Source organism: Collibacillus ludicampi, from assembly GCF_023705585.1.
Classification (GTDB): domain Bacteria; phylum Bacillota; class Bacilli; order Tumebacillales; family BOQE01; genus Collibacillus; species Collibacillus ludicampi.
In genome coordinates this window covers 2,634,070-2,653,614 of sequence record NZ_BOQE01000001.1, presented here as the reverse complement: position 1 = coordinate 2,653,614, position 19,545 = coordinate 2,634,070, and the positions used below count along the sequence as shown (strand labels likewise).

Here is a 19,545-nt window from a genome sequence, read left to right as displayed (position 1 = left end):
GTTACACACCTCCTTGATGCACAAAAATAGCGGTTGATCGGGCGGGTTTCGCCTGATTCACCGCTGCTTCAAGATCTGCTCGTTTGTATGGAACGTTGTTCGGATTTTGCACTTGTATTTGAAAAGTAAATGGATCTTCGTCACTGAATACGAATTGCCCCATAGGAGAAACGCCCATCGTAAATCCATCCGGCCCATATTCGATGATAATCGGGGGTACACCCGTGAAGTTTTGTACAATCGTCGAAATGGCTTGTACTGTTGGACCATTCGTGTATATCGGTAACACGGCCAGAATCCTTGCCCGGTAGGCATCATCTGACTCTCCATATCTTCGGGGTACTCCCCAGTCCTTCCCGTGTTTGTCCAAAGCGTCGCCAGTGGCTGTAGATACGGCGAATTGAGAAGCCAGATTGGTTTGCGCCGGGTCCACCGCGTCCAGTTGCGCCCCCACAGCCCCGAATAGCTGCCCGAGAATGGAGTTGGGGTCTTTGGTGAAGATGTTCGATAACCGGTTCAGTAAATTAAGCGCTTGTCCCACAGTAAATCACCTCAGTAAGAAGCGTTGACTGTCACCGTTCCCGCCTGCGGGAGTTGAAACGGGTTGAATGTGATGTCCGGTTGAGGTGTAGCTGGCTGCAAGATGTTCACCACGCCAGGTACCGAAAGAGCAACCGCGTTCACCTGTGCCTGGTACAGAGCCCCGAGAGAACCTCCTCCGATCCCCAGCCCGTTGATGTAATTGGTGATTGCCTGCTGCACTTGGTTTGCGGTCTGCGTCAGGTCGTACCCCTGTGCTACTTTGATGTTAATCGTCTGGTTGATCGTATAAGGGGTTGGCGAGAACACTTTCGCGTCGTCCGTAATGATCCGGCCGGCGTCGATCGTCGATTGCACTTGTCCGATGAGCGCTGGAGAAGGCAACGTGTTCCCTATACCCACGATATAAATGTCCACTGTTCCGGGGCCTCGCCCCTGGGGAACGACCTTGACCGATTGCACCCCAACGACACTTAATGCCGTTTGTTGATACCACGTCAAGGTTCCCTGCGCCTTACTGGCCAGCGCCGCCAACAGCCGCTGACGGTAAGCGTCATCAGTCTCTGTGTCGGTCCCGTATGTCCCGTTGGCCAAAGACTGCAACTGGACTCCGTCAATCCCAGGCACCGCAGAACCGACGAGCAAAGGTGTGTTGGGAGCAATGTTACCGATGCTTCCAGGCGTCTGACAGGTGGCCGATACTGTTACGCTCAGGGTACCGACCGGAAGATACGTATTCGTGTCAGTCGCGAACGTGATCGGAGGCTGATTCGGACCCGGAATCGTGGTGATGATTGTTCCCTGCGGAATCGTGATTTGCTGACTCGACGCCTGGTTCTTAATAAAAGTAAAGTACCACCTCGCAGGCGTTGCCTGTTTCCGTGGTACTCCGACATCGGCTCCTTTGGCATCAAGACCTGCCCCGGAGGCCGTTGAAATGTTTGCTTGATTCTGTGCGTTTTGGATCGCGTAATAGATCTGGTCAATGACGGAAGCGATTGCCGACAGAATTTGCCCTACTATCGACGTCGGGGTGAAATCGGTCAGCTTGCTTCCCGCATTCTGTAACCACTGGATCATCGACGCCAGAATCTGTTGAAACGTCGGCATTCATTCACCTCCCTACCCTATTTGCACGGGAATCTGCACTACCCCGATCGTGTCCACTACAGCGACAACCGTCAGAACGAGCATATCCTTATATGAGTCGTCGATGAGTACATCCAAGACTTCCAAGATGCGCTGATCGGCCGATACTTTTTCCATAACGATATTCTTGATCTCTTTTTTCAACGATTCCGTGATTGGTGCATCCACGTACTGCGCGAGTAACGTACCGACATTCGTTCCCCAGAGATAGGTGTAAGGGAGCGTCGTCAGGTTTACACGGACAGTCTGCGCCACATTTTCTTCATGAGTCACAGCATCCAGTGAACCGGACATGGTAAGCACCAGATCCCCGTTTGAATCCAACCGTAGATCGGTCCCCAATGGGTCATTTGCAGGTAAAGGATAAGACATGTTCGATCACCAACTTTGCGAGGAGTTTTTCCCGGAGATGCTTACAGCTCCCGTTTTGTCAATCGTAAGAGAACCCCCGTTGGCTCCAGAAAGAACTACGGAACCGTCCGGATTGAAAATAATAGAGCTGCCTGACTGATGAACCAGCCCTGCAGCTCCATATGGTACACTTGGCATTTTCACGTTGTCGTTAAATACCGAGCCAATCACGACTCCGTTTTTGATGTCCCCTAGATCGAAGATCACCTTCACCGGAGTTCCTTCAGCTGGCGGTGGAAAAACGAATCCAAATCCGTTACCCACATAAGGCGTGGCCACCTTGAGCCACCCCGATTCAATCCCGTACGGTTCAAGCATCACCTTGACCTTGTACGGAGGGTTGGGATCCACGGATGTAACGATTCCCTCCAGTACGAACATCTTGTTGTTGATCATCTCTCGTGCAACGAACTTGACCTGTTCGATCCAGTTCGTAGATGGACTGTACATTCGATCACATCCCTCCCGTCTGCTCATCCGGCAACAACAGATTTGAGAATGTAATTTCACACCGGTAGCCGTTTTTGTAATCAAACTTATGGCTGGCCTTTCTCACGAAATAGGTCTCCGACAATCCCAACCCCACCCCGTACAGCGCAATCCTTCGATCCACCGTCAATTGCTCATTTCCGGCCACATTCATTGTTCCGGTGACTTCGAGCTTCGACAGTTGATCCAATATCGACTGTGCTTTCTTTTGCGCTTGATCTTGCGTAAGCCCCGGATAAAAATAACGCTCATGGTACGTGTTTTGGGCCATAGCGTAGTTTCTGGCGGTTTTCGCTAAAATGTGCTTACCGGTTTTCTGGTCGTATGAATGAACTTCTACCTCGATGTTTTTCGCCGCGTGCGGCGACCGCGAGAGGGTGAAGCTCTCTATGTTTTGCCCCCATGTGTAGTTAAGCGGGGGCGCATTGGTGATGTTCCCGATGACCTGATCAAAAGGCCCAAAGAAAAGGGTGTTATCCTTGACTCGCAACGCATATCCTTCTTGCTCAGCGAGAAACGTGAGCAGATCCCATTCAGAGACATCTTTGTTCATCTCCACATGATCGCCGTTGTAATACTTACCGGTGAGAGTATAGGTCGGCGTTACACTTGCCTGTAAGCCCCGACGCGCCGCTAACATCTGTGCAATCGCCGATGACGTCATGTTCTGATACTTTTCGGTTGTTTTGTTATCCAGAAACGGCGCTATCATATTGCGGCCTGTCAGCGTGACAATCTCCCCCGAAGCATCCGCTCGAATCTCTGCAGTATCCATATACCCGTACATGATGCGCGTCAGGTCTGACTCTTGAAACTGCTGCGGGTTTTGCGGGTATCCGACAAAGATCTCCACCAGCACATCACTTTTCGTAAACAGGTATGTGGTGTACTCCGGTGTGTTGACCAAGTATCCTTGCTGTTGGTTTCGGGTGATACGGAAAGGAAGTTCGAGCGTAAAATCATCGGCCTCGTGAGTCGAGTTGAGGTTCACTTCCCAGGAGTTGAACCAGGTTCGATAACCGTCGATGCGTACAATGGAGCGGGGCTTAGAAACCCCGCGCAAATTCCCATGAAACGGAACTTCAATCATGGAATCACCAGCTTTTGCCCGACGATAATCACATCGGGGTTTTCAATTTTATTGGCATCCGCAATCTTCCGGTATTGCGATCCATCACCGTAATACTGTAGAGCAATCTTCCAGAGCGTATCCCCGAACACCACTGTGTGCGTCCTCTGAGGGGCCGGAGCATCCGACGATGAAGGGCTGGTAGTCGGACTGGTAGACGTCGAATCCGGGAACAGGATGGACGTCTTCGGCGCTAACTCCAACTCGATGGAATACGGAATCTCATAGAGCGATCGATAAACCCATTCGAACTTCTTGATGACCACATAACGAGTGGAGAGGGTACCGATTTGCAACGGATACACCTCTCCACTTCTGTACATCTTATCGAGTTGTCTCACCTTATCGAGGGCATTGGTATAGTTGAAGACGCCGCTAAAGGAAATGTTTCGATCCTGTGCACCGAACGCCTGCACTTCTTTTGCGCCGCCCGGGTACTGGATCACCGCCAGCATTTGCTCGCCGCCCAGCGGGATCTCTTCGGGAAGGTCGTCAGGTTCAAAGATGAAGTTACCCAACTGGAGTGTATCCATCTTCTCACCTCGCCTTTAGTAAACGGAACCGATATTTACACGCATACCTGTGTTCATAACCATGCCACGAGAGACTTTCCCCAGTTTTTTGATGACTAGATCTGCAATGGCTTCCTCGTCATGGTGACGTTGGGCGTGGATGTGAATCGTCACATTGGCTGGCGTAAATCCTCCGGCCAATGAAACAGATTGATTTCCATTGAAACCCGATGTCACTTGGCCAGCTAGCGTCAGCGACGCATTCCTGACCATACGTGTTTGATCCATCATCCCAACGGCAAGACCTTGAGCAATGAATCGACCATGTTCCATCATGACTCTTGAGGGAGAATGAATGCCCAATGCTTTAGCAATTGGTGCTGGAACAACTTCCTTGATCCATCCCAAAACGTTTGACTTCAACCAACCACTTAAAGATTTAATTCCTTCCCAGATTCCATGGACTATGTTCGTTCCAATTTCTTTCATCTTACCTGGAAGAGATTTAAACCACTCAACCATGTCTTGAAACTTTTGCTTGATCCATTCAACGACGTTATGAGTATGTTCTCGAATATGTCCCCAGTCTCTCTTCCAGGCAGCAACAAGTAAAGCTACAATCGCAATAACTCCCATGATGATCCATCCGATCGGTCCCATGGCAATCAACCATTGAGCAGCCATACGAACCGCCCAAGCACTTGCTTGAATTAAGATCTTAGTCATCCCTAATCCTAAGCGACCAAGAAACAACAAAACTCTTCCCCCAGCTTGCATGGCTTGGGCACCGAATTTTAAGAATGCGGAGCCAGCTCTGGATAGCAGCCCTGGTAATTTAGAGATTCCTTGTAACGCCGCCCGGCTAATCAGTTTACCTGCGGCCATCACACCTTTACCAGCTGCAGCAAAAGGAGCTGCAAGCCCCATTCCCATGCCTTTAACAACTAACCCTGTTGCCCGTGCAACCTTGGGCACTGCTCGGACGCCTGCAACGGTACCTTTACGTAGACCCGTTCCAAGGGAACGAGCAATCTTAGCCCCTCGCCCACCAAATCTAGTAAGTAGAGAAAATCCTTTTTTTACACCAAGCATTTGAAGTGATTTCCCTAACATACCAACTATTCCGGCTACCGATATCAAGGCACCACCAAACGTTAAAACACTGCCAGCTAAAAGACCAAAAAACTTCGTTGCTTTAGGGTGGTCATTTAGGAAGATCATAAATTTACCCAAAAGTTCGTTGGCCTTAACGAGTGCTGGAACTAGCGCTTCCATGATAGGTTTTCCAAGCTGTAAGCCAATTGTTTCAAGGTTACCTCCAAGGATATGTGATTGCCCCTTAAAAGTACTTCGAATGATGTCAATCTGCTGATGTAAGCTCTTCTGAATTTCCATTTGTTTTTGGAGTCTATCAAAATTTTCTTTGTGTGAAGAGATAATGGCAAAATCCTGTCCCTGCTCCCCAGCAATCTTATTCCAAAGAGCTGCCCATTGAAGTTCTCCACCCGAAAGTTCATGACCCGTCATTAACTTGGCGCGTTCCTGAATGGCATCAAGTTCATCTTTTGAGAGTTGTGAGGCATAATCCACAGATGAACCTTTCTTTATAAATGCGTCATGTTTTTCAGAAAGGATTTTCACAATATCTGCGTAACTTTTAATATGGTCTTTATCTTTGATCAAGGCTGCCTCATCGAAGGAAACAATTTCGTTCGTTGGTATGACCTCTGTTATTTGATGTTTGTTTTTTCCTTTTCCTACTGTTTTCGTTCTTGTCTTTGTCGCGTAGTGAATTCCGCTGATTAATCCGGCATCCACCATTGCCTCCAGCTGTTTTTGTCCACCTTTAGTACCCAGATATTTGAAGGGATTGATACGTTCCGCAAAATCTTTAATATGTGTACCAGCCATACTTCCCTCAACCCCCGCACGGGCTTCCATTGCGGTAGCTAAGAGATTATCCTGCTCGTTCCAACCAAGGTTTTTTACAACAGGCATGGAATACTTAAATGCTTCACCTATTGATTCAGAAGTAGCGTGCGTAACACTAATAACTCTGTACATTTGATCGGCGAATTGTTGCATCCGCTTTATATCGTCACTAATACCAGCATCATCAACCATCCGTGCAAAGTTATAAGCCGTTGCTGAAGCAGACGGCGATTTACCCATTCCAACCTCAATTTCTCCCAGATAGGTTGCTTCAGGTACTATGTTTTTTAGTTTTTCGAGCGAAATTCCCGCGTGAGCTAATTCTAGGTTGATATCATAGATATCGGACTTAGAGAACAGTGTTTTTTGCGATAAGTCTTGGGCTAACTGGTCAATCTCTTTAAGTTTTTCGCTCGTTTGGTCGAGTCCATACACTCCACCAAGTTCGACCTGTTTCATCTGAAGATCGCCAGCGGACTTAGCCATATTCAAAAGCCCTTTATCGATACCAACACCGACAGCGGTAATAGCGACTCCGGTAAGAGCAACTTTTTTAAACTTCTCGTATGCGGCTGTAAGCTTTCCGATCTTCTTTTCTTGTTCTGCAAGTTTGTCAAATCCTTGGACAACTTTGTTAATAAATTCCTCAGACTGCCCCGCAGATCGAAGATCTTTCACTAATTTTTCAATCTCTTTTCTCTGGCCTAATTGCTTAAGGGATTCATTAACTGTTTCTATTTCTTTTTTCGAGCTGCCCATAAGCTTCATAGCCTTATTCAGCTCGTTTATGCTTTTCTGAGAATAGGCCATTGATTCTTGAGCTTTTTTCATAGGCCCAGAAAAATTATCAATGGCTTGGATTACAACCGATAGTTCAAAGGCTTTTTCCAAAAAACTCACCTGTTTCCCTCCCTTTCCGCTCCTGCCTACAACAAAACCACTCTCATTCGAGAGTGGTTCACGTTCTAAGCAGGATCGTTTTACTTGAGCCCTGCCTCCTTTTTCGCTCTTTCCTCCGCTTCTTTAAACAGTTCCAATGCGGCGATTCGCATGGCTTCCGTCCAGTTCTTGGACTCTTCAAATGAGATCCCATAGCTGGCAAGAGAAAGGCACTGTTTAAAGGCCGGTGAAGACTTGAGGGCGTTAACTCGTGCTCTTAGTCGTTTCCCTGAGCATCATCCCCGTTTAGTTTGTTATAAAGAGCTCTTATTTTGTTCCAATCCTTGGCTTTAAATCCTGCTAGAAAATCACGGACAGACTCATAACCACGCAAGTTTTGGACCGGTTGTCCGTCAATCTTTGTAATCGTCCGTGCAATTAAGCAGGTTTGGAAAATCACCCCTCCAGCTCCATTCGCCTCAAATACATCCCCCAACTGGCCTGCCACGATCATTTCATCACTACCGACTGCTTCCCGCATTTCAACAATCCGGCCATCACTCAGCCTCACTTGATTTTCTGCTAACGGTTGTTGTTCCGGTTGTGCGGGTGCCGGTTCATGCATGACTTGGTTTTCAACAACTCCCTGCGGTTGTGCTTGGTACATGCCCATGATTTGATCCATAATTCATCCCTCCAAAAAATAATCGTGTTTTATCCTCGAATTCGTTTTGTACAAGCGCCTTTAAATTCTTCCTTGATCTCATCTTCCGCGTTGGATGCATCCCCTTTGTAGCCGTAGAGCACGGTATCCGGATAGATCCATACCTCGTTATTTCCGTCAAAGTGTTTGATGGTTTCCACTACCCGTACACGGGGAGCCGCCTGTCCAGCCAGAAGCATCTGATCAAGTGTGTCAAAGAAGTTTGCGATCTGGTCATCGATTTTCCCTGTTTTGAAATCCATCTCCCAACCTTTATAAATGACCTGATGATGCTCACCGACTTCTCCGAGTGGGTGCCAGGTCTTAATCTCGTGTTTTTGGTTTTTCGAAAAACTATCCACTTCAATCGACAGCACTCCATTGGGTGTATAGAGTTCAATCGTCGCTGAAGAACCAAGAATCCGATCCTTCGCCATATATCACCACCTCCTATTACTGCCCCTGATGAGTCGATGTAATGACGACACCTGCACCGATTTGTGTACGGAAGATCATGAAACGGTTCATGTTCAACAGCTTGACGGCATAATCGCAGATCAGGCGATTTTGTCCCGTACTGGACGGCGGGTTATTCGTGTTGTCGCAGGTAATCTTATAATCGGCGATCATCTGGTCCGATGGAGACGCCGGGTTTTTCATTGGATAAAGGATGTTGTCTACCGATTGATACACCTGACGCATCAAGTCAGGGGTGATCGGCTGATCTACAAATTGCCCACCAATCGTGTAAACCAGTTGATCGATATAGTCCTTCATACGACGGACATAGATTTGTTGCGGATCTCCCGCTGTCTGCGAAGCTGTGAATCCTCCTCTCACCCCCAAAGGTCCTGCAGGTGTAGGAACGCCTACAGCGTTCACACGAGCCTGTGCCATCGTCGCAAGATCACTGGGACCGATGTTCATATTCGGATCGACCCCGAGGGTACCGAAGATCGGCTTATTACCAGGACTCAAATGCGGACTCAGTTGTGCGAGTAATCCCGCGAAGAAACCGAGCGGGCTCACCACTTGATTCGAATTGGTGACCGGATCATAGATTTGCTGCCACAAGTAACACGGGAATACGCGGTCGGTATCAAACTGAGACATGAGTGAAGCCAAATTTGCGACCGGCGTTCCCTTCGGGAAGGTAATGACAGCATCCCTGGGCAAGCCCCCGTTTTGTGTGATGGACTGCGCATTTTGCGCGAGCGCCTGGTTAACCGAGGGATCACTTTGTTCCGCACAGAGCACCAGGTTTACCGGCGCGTTATCCAGCGCATACAGCCCCGTTTTTACTCCATTCATATTGGACCCGATGTAGTCAGCCGGTGAGGCGTCCGCTCCATCGGTCCCCCCTGTAAAGGCGTACGTGCCGTTCGCTGGCGCATTGATATTCGGCGTTGACGGGAAAGTAGCCGTAGCCAGCTGGGATTGACCGTTCGGCCCAAATATTGTTGATACTAACACAGCCCCGGCGATCGGCGTTGCAGGCTGAGCAATCACGAGGTTATCCCATGTCTCTGACTCAGACCCATATTGCAAACTGATCTTGAATGTTCCGGGTTTCGTACCGTTCGAAACCGTAGCAGTCAATGCGTCCCCCCATGAGCCGGGTGTTGCCGCTTGAAGAATCATTACCAGGTTATTGTTCGAATCGTACAAATACACCTTTGCATAGGTCGCCGGATTGGTTGATGACGAAATACGTACCACGTAGACATTGGTGTTTCCTTGTTTGAAGATTCCTCGTGCCGTGATCGGGCCAGTAAGACTAAAGTTCTGGTCTACTTCCCCGAACTTTTTCACGAGATCCGGATATGATGTCACCAGCGTTGGCGTGTTTAACGGACCGCGTGAAAAGGTTCCCACCAGACCAATATTGCCTGTGGGAACATTTGAAGGCCCTTGTTGCACAGGAACTTCCATAAAATACTGATCATCGACCGTCAAATTGTTCAAGTTATTGACGAACTGCATGTTTCACTCCCCTTTCTTCAGGTCTGATTGTTCATCACGACGGTTTTCGCAATGTAAGCCGTCGAAGCATCCAGTACTCGTGCAGTCACTTCAAAGTTCATGTCCCGCTGATAATACCTCGTTTCTCCAGGGGGATTATGTTGCCCCCGGTATTTAAACACCGCCGTCTCGACTCCGGGGATTCCTATCTGTAGCTGCGGATTCGAGACTAGGTATTGTTGTATCATCCAACCGAGGTTTGACCGATCTTCTTGCGTGTACGCGAAGAGAGACAACTGAAGCAAATAGAAAATTCTCAATTTCTCTTTGTACACCGTAGCGGTTTGGCCATCAGAATTAGGAACCGTAGCATGAATGCTCTCTCGACTAGCCAGATGCTTGCCGCTATCATTCACTTGAACAATAAAAAGAGACGGTAAGTTACCGTCTACTGTGAAAAACTTTGTATCTGGCCAGCCGAGAATGACGTTTTTAAGCCCCATCGGAAGGAAAACATCTTGCAACGCCTTTGTAATGGATTGCAGCGGATCGATCTGAACGTTCATGACCTTACAAGCTCCTCAACATGGTTTTCGCCAAGGCCCCCTTGAACTGTTCCTTGATGAACTCCTGCTCCTGGTACAAGGCCGGGCGTAGAAAAGGACGAGGCGGAATATGTCGTGTACCGAATTCCTGCCATTCCCCGACGGGGTTATTGGTTCCTACGTATCCGACGAGTCCCTTCACTTGTGCCTGTATCGAATTACGTAAAATCGTAGGATAGACGCTGTTTTTTCGTTTCCCCGCGTAATGTCCGATCAACGGATCATCTCCCGGTGCTCCCGCTCGCAATTTCTGCCTGATCGTTTGTTGCGAGAGAACCGCCCACGCCGGGAAAGGACCGACCGCAGGCTGATACTGCCCAAACTTACTTACAGCTGTTTGCTGCACCTTTTCAACGCTCTTTTGAAGAGCTCCCCGGACTTCCTCCTTCATGACGGAGGTAGCCTTGTTAAGCTTCAGGATAAGCGCATCCAACGAATTGATTTTCTCCGCCAACTAATCCACCTCCCGGGTCGCATGGACAAAATCCACCACATCCACACCCACAAAAGGAACAGGCTGCAGGTACTCCACTTTGTACGTGTGACCGTTGAACACGATCTCATCCCCCAAGAGAAAGGTTCCTGCATTAGTGATGAGCTTCAGTACCTCTTTCGGCTTGCCCCCAGCAATCGTTGCCATGAGGTCGATCTTCTGGGATTCAATGATGACGTTAGCGGTGAACGTCTCTGTCGTTGCATTCATTGGGGTCCCGAACACGTTACGGATAGGTGTCGCTGCCTGCACTATCCTCTTGACCGTTACCGTAACGCCAAATTGCCCGGATAAAGAAGCGACCTGATTGACGATGCTTTGCGCGCGCGGATCCATCAGCCCATCACCCCGAACGGACGGAATCGTACGAACTGTTCAAAACGTTCCCAGTAGGCTTTTGCCTGTTCCTGAAGGCGTTTGGCCACTTCCGAATCATCGATCATGAGTCCTTGCCCGATCTTATACTTTTGCATCTTCATCCCGCGATCCACAGCCAGCGTATCCAATACTCGGCTGGCAGCGGCCAACACCACATAATCGAAATCGGCCGACGGGATGGAAGAACCGTTTTGATCCACCGTGTGCGCCGCGAAGTACGCAAAATTGATCGTTGCCGTGGCTTGCGGAGTTGGACTTACGAGTACAAATTGATCGGAATCGTACCAGTCAAACGTCAGATCTTTTAGCGGGATCGACGGATTCAAGGACGGCAAAACGAAACTGGCGAATTGAGACAAGTCCACGTCCGAATCAAGTCCTATCGCCTGATGAAACGATGCAAGATCCACCGTCATCCAATCTGCTGGCAATGGATACTGGGACTGCCCCGGCTGCAGGGTGAGCGTGTACGGCTTCCTGCGCCCCCGATACTTGGAGTACGCAAGAACCGCGGATTGAGTGAAAGCATCGATCTCCCAGTCCTGAAAGATAAACTGAGACGGGTTAGGCGTTGCGCCCAGCCCGGCCGTATCCCGGATCATGGTCCGAACCGAAAGACGATAATCTGCAATCGTCGCCATGCTTATTCACCGTCTTTCACGGTTTTTCGTGTGCGCCTGGAGCGTTTTTCATTCGCGGTTTCGTCATTTGTAGCATCTTCTTCCTGGCTGTCTGAATCCTCTTCCGTCCCCTCATTCTCTACGTGTGCATACCCTTCATACCACTCGTAGGGTCCCACCCATTTACCTGTAACCGGGTGAAAGAAAGGTTCAGGACCATTCATGAGTAGTTCCGTTTCAACCGACTTTGTGATTGGCTGCATCTGTGACTGTTTCCAAAGATCGATCACGGAATCAACCCCCTTTCAAGTTGTTAGGCTCCCCAGTAGTGGGGAGCCCTTCACTGTGATTAGGCAGTGATTTTGATGGAACGGAGTTTGGGGTTGAGGATATTTCCGTTTGCATCCGTGACTTGCGGTGTCGCGATACAGCTATTTTCACGGCCATAGTACAGCTTCGCGTCGATGATTTGGCCGTTTGCATCATATTTCGGATATGGACCTTCGATTTGATATCCAGTTTCGATTGCGTAACGCGTTGCACCTTTTTGTGTCAGAAGGATTCGTCCATCACCAGCCGGCCATGGCGCATTGATTCGTGCCAGATCGACACCGGAACGTTGACCGAAGAATGTGGACTCAGCCAACCCGGACAGTTTACCGATATCCGGGTTATTGAGTTTGTACCACATGGAAGCATTTTCGATGAATGCCGCCACGTTGTAACTCATAATCCCCAAATTCGGACGTTGGAAACGGGGAGCGCTGGCCATGAGTGCCACTTCTTTTGTGATCAGCTGCAGCAGGCTGTTATAGTAATCTTCCGGTCGGCCATTCCAGTTGTTTGGAATCGAAGAGGACCAACGATCATAGTTGGTTACGGCACTGTAAGATGCAATCGGCAGAACGGGTGTCGTTGCATTCGGATTGATACCAAGCCCACCGATGAAATAGAAAATACCGTTTTCGTAATCGACCGCGAATTGTCCGCCTTGTACGTTACCGTTGGCATCAAGATATCCTTGTTGCAAAGTTGTACCGCCAACCGTAACCGTTAACGGGTTAATGACAGTGGTTTGTACTTGTCCGTTCGGCAATTCCTGTTTCTTGGTACGCGGACGGACGATCGGATTCGATCCAGCGGTTGCCACTGCGGTTCCGCCAACCGTTGCGCTCGCTTTATAGGCAACGTTGGTTCCGTTGCTTACAGCTTGCGCCGATAATTGCTCGTTGGTTACAACCTTTGGCTGATATTCGTCGGCTGCCATAATCATTTCAAGATAGATCGCATTATCGATCTTCCGTCTCTTATCGAAACCGATGTGATAGATTGCGCGGCTGATCGCATCATATTTCGCCGGACCCGATTGCAGTGTACGAATAACGTCCGTCGTCAAGCTGATGGCATTTCGACGCCATTGGGGTGTAAACGTGAGCCAGGACAAGTTAATTACCGATTCAGGGATTCCCTGGCTTTCTCCCACGAGTAAATCAGGAGATCCAGTCGTCGGGTCGATGGTCGCCGCGCTGCTAAACGTTTCAACCGGCCAACGAACTTCAGAACCTTCAAAGGTTTCCGTTGCGACGAATTGCAAGGACTCCACATCCTGGAATGCCTGGATCAGAAGCGCTTGTTGAATCGTCGGCTGGTTCAGCAATTGTTGGGTGGTCACAGAGACGCTGTCAGTGTTCACCACAGCACTGTCCATGAAAGCCGCAGAATCCTTGAACGCTTCATACCCCAATTTCTTCTCCATATGATCGATCATTTTTTGAATCAAAGGCTGATTCACTTTTCGGATGCTAAGATCAATGTGATGCCCTTGCTCTTGGGCCAAACGGTCAAAGCTGTCGAGCAAGGCTTTGACTGTACCTTCCCACGGCTTCGGCTCATGGGTAACCTCTACGCGCACCTGACCACCTTCCCCTGTCTTTGTTCCATCAAAGCCGATGGAATCCAGTTTGAGTTTCGATGCGGCTTTTGAATAAATGTTCAATACACTGTCAATGATCACGCCCGCTGCCTCTTTGTTCTCAGCATCTTTTACGGAGTCGGCGATCACATCCAGCACTTCATCGACCACTTTCCCTTTGAGAGATGCCAGTTTTTCATCCACGAAAGCCTTTGCTTCCGCTTTGGCCTGTTCCTTGGCCTTTGCTTCTTCCTCTGCCTGACGTTGTGCTTCGAAAGCATCCAACGCTGGCTTCGCAACTGCTTGTGCTTCCGCTTGTACAAGTTCTTTGAACTCCTTGCTGTCTTTCATAGCTTGTAAGATAGCCTGAATATCCATATGTTCATCCTCTCCTTCTACTTGATCTGTCATCGACTTGTTCCAGTCGGACGTATCCACGCCCATTTGCTTAGCGGCCGAAAGGATCCGCTTGCGTGCTTCCTTGCGTTCTTCCTCAGTGAGACCTTTTGTACGGTCCACCATGTCCCAGGCGAGCTTTACGTGTTCCTTGTCATGAATTGGTAGCTTACGTTTACCGGGAACGGCAAAGTCGCTGTCCTTAAGCTTTTTCCTCTGTGCGGCACTTAACGAATCGGTGAACCCCTCTTCCGGCTCTTTAGGCAAGTTCATCTTAAACTGCCGGGCCAAGGAGTACCCGTCCCAATCAGGATCGTTCGGGAGTTTACGTAAAGATTGCGTGGCCTGCTGAACGATCGACTTGGATTCCTCCGGGATGTACACCTCTTTGCAAGAGGGACAGAAGTAAAAGTCCAAATCACCGTCTCCGTCTGGATCCTGCGCGGTCATTTCGCCGTTGCAATCCGGACAGGCCGGTGCGGTGATCTGAACCCCATCGTTCAGCACCTCTGCCACTTGGCTATCGGTTAAGACCTGCACCACCTCGCAACCAGGTGTGGCCGGATTCATGACGACATCATAGGAGTGAATGTCCAGCCGCGTGGCCACATCCACCATGACACCGTTAATCTGTTTGCGAACACTGTCACCGAGCGCGCGCATGGAGATACCGACCGGAACCCCCGCATCAATCAATGCTTTCAGATCGCGACCCTTTGCCGTGTCCAATACTTCAGCATCAACGTAAACATTTCCAGAATCATCAATGACCTGGTTAAAAATCTTGATCACCGAATTTTCAAGGCGTGTATCGAATACAATCTGTCCATCCTTGCCAATAAAATGCTTTGGATGAGGTGACTCTCCAATCATTCGGTTTTGCTTGATCCGATCGTCGGACCGTTGAATCGCATCGTTTAAAACCGCATACGGATACAAGCGACGGTTTGAATTGATTACATTCGCTTGCGTTGCTTTAAAACGGACACGCAGTTTATCTTTACTGGATGAATCTAAAACAGTGGGTTGAGCCACTAACATGTCCGTGAACAACTGACTTGGCAAAGTCTTTCTCCCCTTTCGTAAGCAAAATAAAAAGCCGTCTCTAAAAAACGGCCACGGTTGTACAACGGCATCGCGGATGACGCGGAAGCGACGGTGCATCATGAATATTGAATTCCTTCTCGTGATCTTCTTTGCACGTGGGGCAAGTACGTTTATCAATGACCGCGAGATACCTCACTTTGGACACCCCTGCTTCGATATATCCTCCAAGTTTCGCGCGGTTGAACGCCCAGGATATTTCTGTTCGAGCAATCATTTCTGCGCGCCAATCCGGGATATCCAGCACACTCTGGATACGCTCAATCCACTGATTGACAGTCTCCCCGTTTTCGTATGCTTTGGCCAGTTGCCTTCGAAGCAGATTGCGCGTCGTTTCCTCGATCCCGTTGATCCGATATCCCGCGAAGCGTTCCAGATCCTCTTTCACCCCAGAGTGAACGAAGTCAAACGAGATAGAAACCCCAACATTTTCGTCCTCTACTTCCTCAGCAATCTTGTTGAACGCCAATTTCCCGGAAGCGGCATAGGCGGATAACAATGTGATCTTCAAGGAATCCTCATGTTCTTGCCAAGCCTGGTCAAATTCTTCGATCACCTGTTGCTCCACCACGTCGCTCAGTTCAAACTCGTCTTCGGCATCGTTGATCATCTGGCACTGGAAGCAACCACATCCCCCATGAGGATCGAGCCAAGCTAGATCCCGTTCGGACAGTTTGCAGGTGACAGTGCTGTCTTTGATGGCCAGGCTCAGCTTCTGCAGCTTCTTAATCCTCGCCTCGATTCCGTTCTTCTTCATGGTCCGAAAGACACGTCGAAAATAAGAACGGACTTCATCGGCGAGCCACTTTTCCAGCTCGATAACCTTCTTGTCTCCGTGAAGAGGGTTGTAAGTCTTACTGTCCGTTGTCGGCTTACCTGATGCTTGAGTTGTATACCGGTCTGTCGGTGACGTCGAGGGTTTCATAGGATTTAGCGCACCGGCTTCTGTCTGTTGTTCTGTGCGATCCTCAGCCATCTCTTGTTTGATCTTTTCGATTTCCGCTTTTACTGACTCCTGGCTATCTAAACCAAAGTCACGCGCAATGTAGTTCAATGCAAGTTCCCGAGAGATCAATGGATCCGGCTGCGCAGAACGGAGTTTGATGACACGATCTACTTTATCGTTCAGTGTATCATTGTTCGTATCCGACCAGATGAAGTTGTAGCTGACCAGACTTGGGTCGATCCCCTGCAAAGTGAGCTGTAGGTCAAAAATGGCGCGCAGACCGCTATAGGGAGCCTCGTCGCCATACTCCAAAAGGTCCCGCAGCTCCTGAACGTCCTCTTCAAACTGTTTCTTCTGATCTTCCACTATGTCCCGGTTTACGTTTTTACCGAAGCCCAGTATGTGAAGAGGGACGCCTGTACCCATCATGAGCTGTTCCTGTAGGTATTCGATGTCCTTAATATGGTCCAGTTGAGCATCAGCGTTCAGATCCTTGATATCCGTTAGACCGTTCCCGAAATAGTCGGTTGTGATCGTAGACCTCTTTGGATTGTCCAGCTTGTTAAATTCCTTGTATTTCTTGACCTCATCCCACGTTCCCGGATTATCCTTATTTCCTACGATGTGCAAACGCCGGGGAACCGCCCGTGTACGCCGCCGGACGACAAGGTCTTCCTCCGTCATCACGAGCTTCTTCCATATGGCTCTGCACGCAAGATACTGGCTGTTCCCATATAGTTGACCGGGCTCGTGGTCGTACCGAATGTGGTTTACAGCCCAAAGGGGGAACTTATGAACGATCTCACGCGATACAGGGTCGATTTGACGAAACGCATCGTTCAGATCGGGGAAGCGACCTGTAATATCCTCATTCCGTTGCATCGTGATTGCCGGAAGGTTTTTTATATCGCTGATCAGTCTTTTGTTTATATCAATGATCGGATTCAGATATAATTCCCCGTCTTTGAGCAATGACCTGGCCCAAGGCAAGAGTTTTGAGTTGATCTGTGCCGATCGCATCAGCAAATTGATAAGGTCCTGCGCTTTTTGTGCTAAGTCTTCGCTCACTTCGGATGTGACTTTCACGGTTAGACCGCGACGGACGGCTGTGGAGGCAAACACGTGATTCGCCCTCTTAATCCGCGGATCCGATCGAAGCATTTCATCAATCTCGCGTAAGATCGTCACCTTTTCCCAGTTAAGCCGGAAAACGTCGTAGTCGAACAGCCACGGCGACGTCTTAGCGACATGTCCAACGTCATGCGGATTTTGTTTGTTGGCCCCTTCCGGGAGCCAGTTAATGAACGTGGTCAGGACTTTGCGTAAGCCGTTCGTGATTTTTCCCAATCTCTCACCCCCTTCCTGTTCGTTTCAATGTTTAATCCCTTATCATCCTGTGATCACAAACAAGATCCAGAAGTACCTTCAGCTTGTAACCCTTCTCTTGCGCCTGCTCACAGAACGGTATGTCCTCTCCTTGCGGATGTGGACCGTACCTCACACCATCTTCAAGAGCCTTACGCGGGATCAGGTACACTGCCCCGATCACATCCACATCCACATCCATGACTCCGGTCAATTCGTATCGTGGCGGGTGGACCATATAGCCGTTCGGATGTCGGACCATAAAATTACCCGGCGTTTTTCCGTCAAGCGGTTTGCCGGGTATGTTTGAGATGGCTGCGCCTATGATGGTTTTTTCATCCGCATACTCCATGAGTCGGTTTATGATGTCAGGCGGTACGATGATATCTGAGTCAATCGACAAGAGATAGTCAGCATCGGTTCCAAGAAACATCTCTATGAAGTTGTTCCGGAGAAAGGCAAGATTCGCATATTGATTGGCCGCATACTCACCACGAGCCCAATTTGGATCATTCGTATTGAGCGTGGCTAAGTTGCAGTAATCTCCTTTTCGATTGTTCATTAAAAGATGTTTCTCGTTAAACTCTTCAAGGATTTTCAACGTACTGTCCTCGCTATCGTTCTCAAGGAACAGATACATCTTGTTTGGGTAATCGATGTTCTCCAGCGCCTCAAGATATCGCGGCAAGATCCAGGCGCGATTCCGGACTACACAGCCGATTGCGACTTTCCGCGACATCTGTGTTCCTCCACTTTCATGGATTCAAAACTATCAGCTACTGCATTGACGATGGATTCAACTAACACTCGAACCATTGTCCCTTCGGATGTATCAACATGGGCCGGTAACCGATTCAAAGCATTTTCAATCAGTTCTTCACGATTTACATTATTGGTTGTTACCTGGTTAACTTTCTCTAACTTCTCCAAAATTCGATCAAGTTGTGCTTCCACCTCATCCAGGTTTGTTTCAATTTTCACCGTGACTTTTAACTCGTTATTCGCCATATGATCCCCTCCAGTTGAGATACAATCCTTTTAGCCCTCTCATCCCAAGAGTTTGCTTTCGCGTATTCGATTCGCCTTAGCCTGTCGTCCAGACTGTCATGAATCACAGCATAAGCATAATTCTCGTGATCGATAATCGTCGCTTGAGCGCTGTTTACCACTTCTGGGAGAGCGGTACTTACAATCGGTTTGCCGGTCGCGAGGTACTCCCAAAACTTTATAGGACTAACCCCTTTCGTCATGTCATTTAACAGAAAAGGGATTATAAAGACGTCGAATTCCGCCATGTGTTTCGGTAGTTCCTCATATGGCACATGACCGATGTATTTTACGTTCGACGCTTGTACAGGTGGTGAGGTCAATCCGTATAGTGGTCCGATAAATACAAGCTCAACAAGTGGGAGTTCTGCTATCTTCCTGATAAGCTCCCAGTCAAGCCAAGTGGCCACTGCACCAACAAACCCTACAACCTGTTTACCCTCGGTTTTAAATGTAGGAGATGAAAGATTCTGCGCCTTTGCAAAGTGCTCATAGTCACAGCCATTCGGCACTAAGACTACCTCATCGGAACGGTACGCTTGCGCCCGTTGTTGTAAGGACTTTGCCGAAGCGATCACGAGATCGGCACTGCGCACCGCGTACTCGTAGTCAGGCAGCCAATGCGCAAACTCGTTCACAGGCTCGTCCAGCGAATCAAAGATAATGAGGTCAGCACCAGCCTGGTGAATCATATGAACCTGCCCTGGATACGAGTAATACACGATAATGGGATGGCCTGGATAGTTGGATCGCATATCACGAACCACTTCGTAAAAATCAATATTACTGGCCACAATCAGGTTCTCATGGATGAATTGAATACCCGCCGGCCGTTTTCCCATTATATTCGTGTTGCAGAAAACAGATATGCAACCTTGCCTCGTCAGGGCTTTTAATAGCTGCTGGGGCCGCTGGTGCAAATGGTCCCAGTCAACGGTTGGTGGATAAATAAAAATCGGCTTCATACCCTACC

The 19,545-nt window shown here is 48.9% G+C and carries 20 protein-coding genes; all 20 read right to left on the bottom strand.

The window, feature by feature from the left end; genetic code table 11:
• Window position 1 precedes the first annotated feature (1 nt).
• The 20 genes from DNHGIG_RS13460 to DNHGIG_RS13365 all read right to left on the bottom strand — a co-directional run bounded on the left by DNHGIG_RS13460 (window position 2) and on the right by DNHGIG_RS13365 (window position 19,537).
• On the bottom strand, window positions 2-541 hold the full coding sequence (locus DNHGIG_RS13460; RefSeq protein ID WP_282200071.1) for a UCP028438 family phage-derived protein: 540 nt from the start codon (window positions 539-541) through the stop codon (window positions 2-4).
• A gap of 11 nt (window positions 542-552) precedes the next feature.
• On the bottom strand, window positions 553-1,650 hold the full coding sequence (locus DNHGIG_RS13455; RefSeq protein ID WP_282200070.1) for a baseplate J/gp47 family protein: 1,098 nt from the start codon (window positions 1,648-1,650) through the stop codon (window positions 553-555).
• Between the two features lie 12 nt (window positions 1,651-1,662).
• Window positions 1,663-2,061, bottom strand: coding sequence for a contractile injection system sheath initiator (locus DNHGIG_RS13450; protein ID WP_282200069.1), 399 nt, complete (start codon window positions 2,059-2,061; stop codon window positions 1,663-1,665).
• 6 nt (window positions 2,062-2,067) lie between these two features.
• Entirely contained in the window at window positions 2,068-2,550 is a 483-nt protein-coding gene (locus DNHGIG_RS13445) for a phage baseplate assembly protein V (RefSeq protein WP_282200068.1), read from the bottom strand.
• A 4-nt stretch (window positions 2,551-2,554) separates the two neighbouring features.
• Window positions 2,555-3,679, bottom strand: a complete 1,125-nt coding sequence (locus DNHGIG_RS13440; RefSeq protein WP_282200067.1) for a phage late control D family protein — start codon at window positions 3,677-3,679, stop codon at window positions 2,555-2,557.
• A complete protein-coding gene (locus DNHGIG_RS13435) occupies window positions 3,676-4,251 on the bottom strand; it encodes a LysM peptidoglycan-binding domain-containing protein (RefSeq protein ID WP_282200066.1) in 576 nt (191 codons plus the stop codon). The genes DNHGIG_RS13440 and DNHGIG_RS13435 overlap by 4 nt, the downstream gene beginning before the upstream one ends.
• Before the next feature lie 15 nt (window positions 4,252-4,266).
• Window positions 4,267-7,062, bottom strand: coding sequence for a phage tail tape measure protein (locus DNHGIG_RS13430; RefSeq protein ID WP_282200065.1), 2,796 nt, complete (start codon window positions 7,060-7,062; stop codon window positions 4,267-4,269).
• A 256-nt stretch (window positions 7,063-7,318) separates the two neighbouring features.
• A complete protein-coding gene (locus tag DNHGIG_RS13425; RefSeq protein WP_282200064.1) occupies window positions 7,319-7,726 on the bottom strand; it encodes a hypothetical protein in 408 nt (135 codons plus the stop codon).
• Window positions 7,727-7,755: 29 nt separating this feature from the next.
• Complete coding sequence (locus DNHGIG_RS13420) at window positions 7,756-8,181, bottom strand: hypothetical protein (RefSeq protein WP_282200063.1); 426 nt, start codon at window positions 8,179-8,181, stop codon at window positions 7,756-7,758.
• Between the two features lie 16 nt (window positions 8,182-8,197).
• Window positions 8,198-9,727, bottom strand: a complete 1,530-nt coding sequence (locus tag DNHGIG_RS13415) for a hypothetical protein (protein WP_282200062.1) — start codon at window positions 9,725-9,727, stop codon at window positions 8,198-8,200.
• 17 nt (window positions 9,728-9,744) lie between these two features.
• Window positions 9,745-10,272 carry a hypothetical protein gene (locus tag DNHGIG_RS13410; protein WP_282200061.1) on the bottom strand — a complete coding sequence of 176 codons (528 nt, stop codon included), beginning with the start codon at window positions 10,270-10,272 and terminating at the stop codon, window positions 9,745-9,747.
• Window positions 10,273-10,276: 4 nt separating this feature from the next.
• A complete protein-coding gene (locus tag DNHGIG_RS13405; protein ID WP_282200060.1) occupies window positions 10,277-10,765 on the bottom strand; it encodes an HK97-gp10 family putative phage morphogenesis protein in 489 nt (162 codons plus the stop codon).
• A complete protein-coding gene (locus DNHGIG_RS13400) occupies window positions 10,766-11,140 on the bottom strand; it encodes a hypothetical protein (RefSeq protein WP_282200059.1) in 375 nt (124 codons plus the stop codon).
• Window positions 11,140-11,823 (bottom strand): phage adaptor protein, encoded by a 684-nt coding sequence (locus DNHGIG_RS13395; protein ID WP_282200058.1) that lies wholly within the window; start codon window positions 11,821-11,823, stop codon window positions 11,140-11,142. The genes DNHGIG_RS13400 and DNHGIG_RS13395 overlap by 1 nt, the downstream gene beginning before the upstream one ends.
• Before the next feature lie 2 nt (window positions 11,824-11,825).
• Entirely contained in the window at window positions 11,826-12,092 is a 267-nt protein-coding gene (locus DNHGIG_RS13390) for a hypothetical protein (protein ID WP_282200057.1), read from the bottom strand.
• 59 nt (window positions 12,093-12,151) lie between these two features.
• Window positions 12,152-15,175, bottom strand: a complete 3,024-nt coding sequence (locus DNHGIG_RS13385; RefSeq protein ID WP_282200056.1) for a DUF6582 domain-containing protein — start codon at window positions 15,173-15,175, stop codon at window positions 12,152-12,154.
• A gap of 40 nt (window positions 15,176-15,215) precedes the next feature.
• On the bottom strand, window positions 15,216-17,507 hold the full coding sequence (locus tag DNHGIG_RS13380) for a phage head morphogenesis protein (RefSeq protein ID WP_282200055.1): 2,292 nt from the start codon (window positions 17,505-17,507) through the stop codon (window positions 15,216-15,218).
• Between the two features lie 31 nt (window positions 17,508-17,538).
• Window positions 17,539-18,264, bottom strand: coding sequence for a glycosyltransferase family 2 protein (locus tag DNHGIG_RS13375; protein WP_282200054.1), 726 nt, complete (start codon window positions 18,262-18,264; stop codon window positions 17,539-17,541).
• Complete coding sequence (locus DNHGIG_RS13370) at window positions 18,234-18,533, bottom strand: hypothetical protein (protein WP_282200053.1); 300 nt, start codon at window positions 18,531-18,533, stop codon at window positions 18,234-18,236. The genes DNHGIG_RS13375 and DNHGIG_RS13370 overlap by 31 nt, the downstream gene beginning before the upstream one ends.
• Entirely contained in the window at window positions 18,515-19,537 is a 1,023-nt protein-coding gene (locus tag DNHGIG_RS13365; RefSeq protein ID WP_282200052.1) for a glycosyltransferase, read from the bottom strand. The genes DNHGIG_RS13370 and DNHGIG_RS13365 overlap by 19 nt, the downstream gene beginning before the upstream one ends.
• Between the last annotated feature and the right edge of the window lie 8 nt (window positions 19,538-19,545).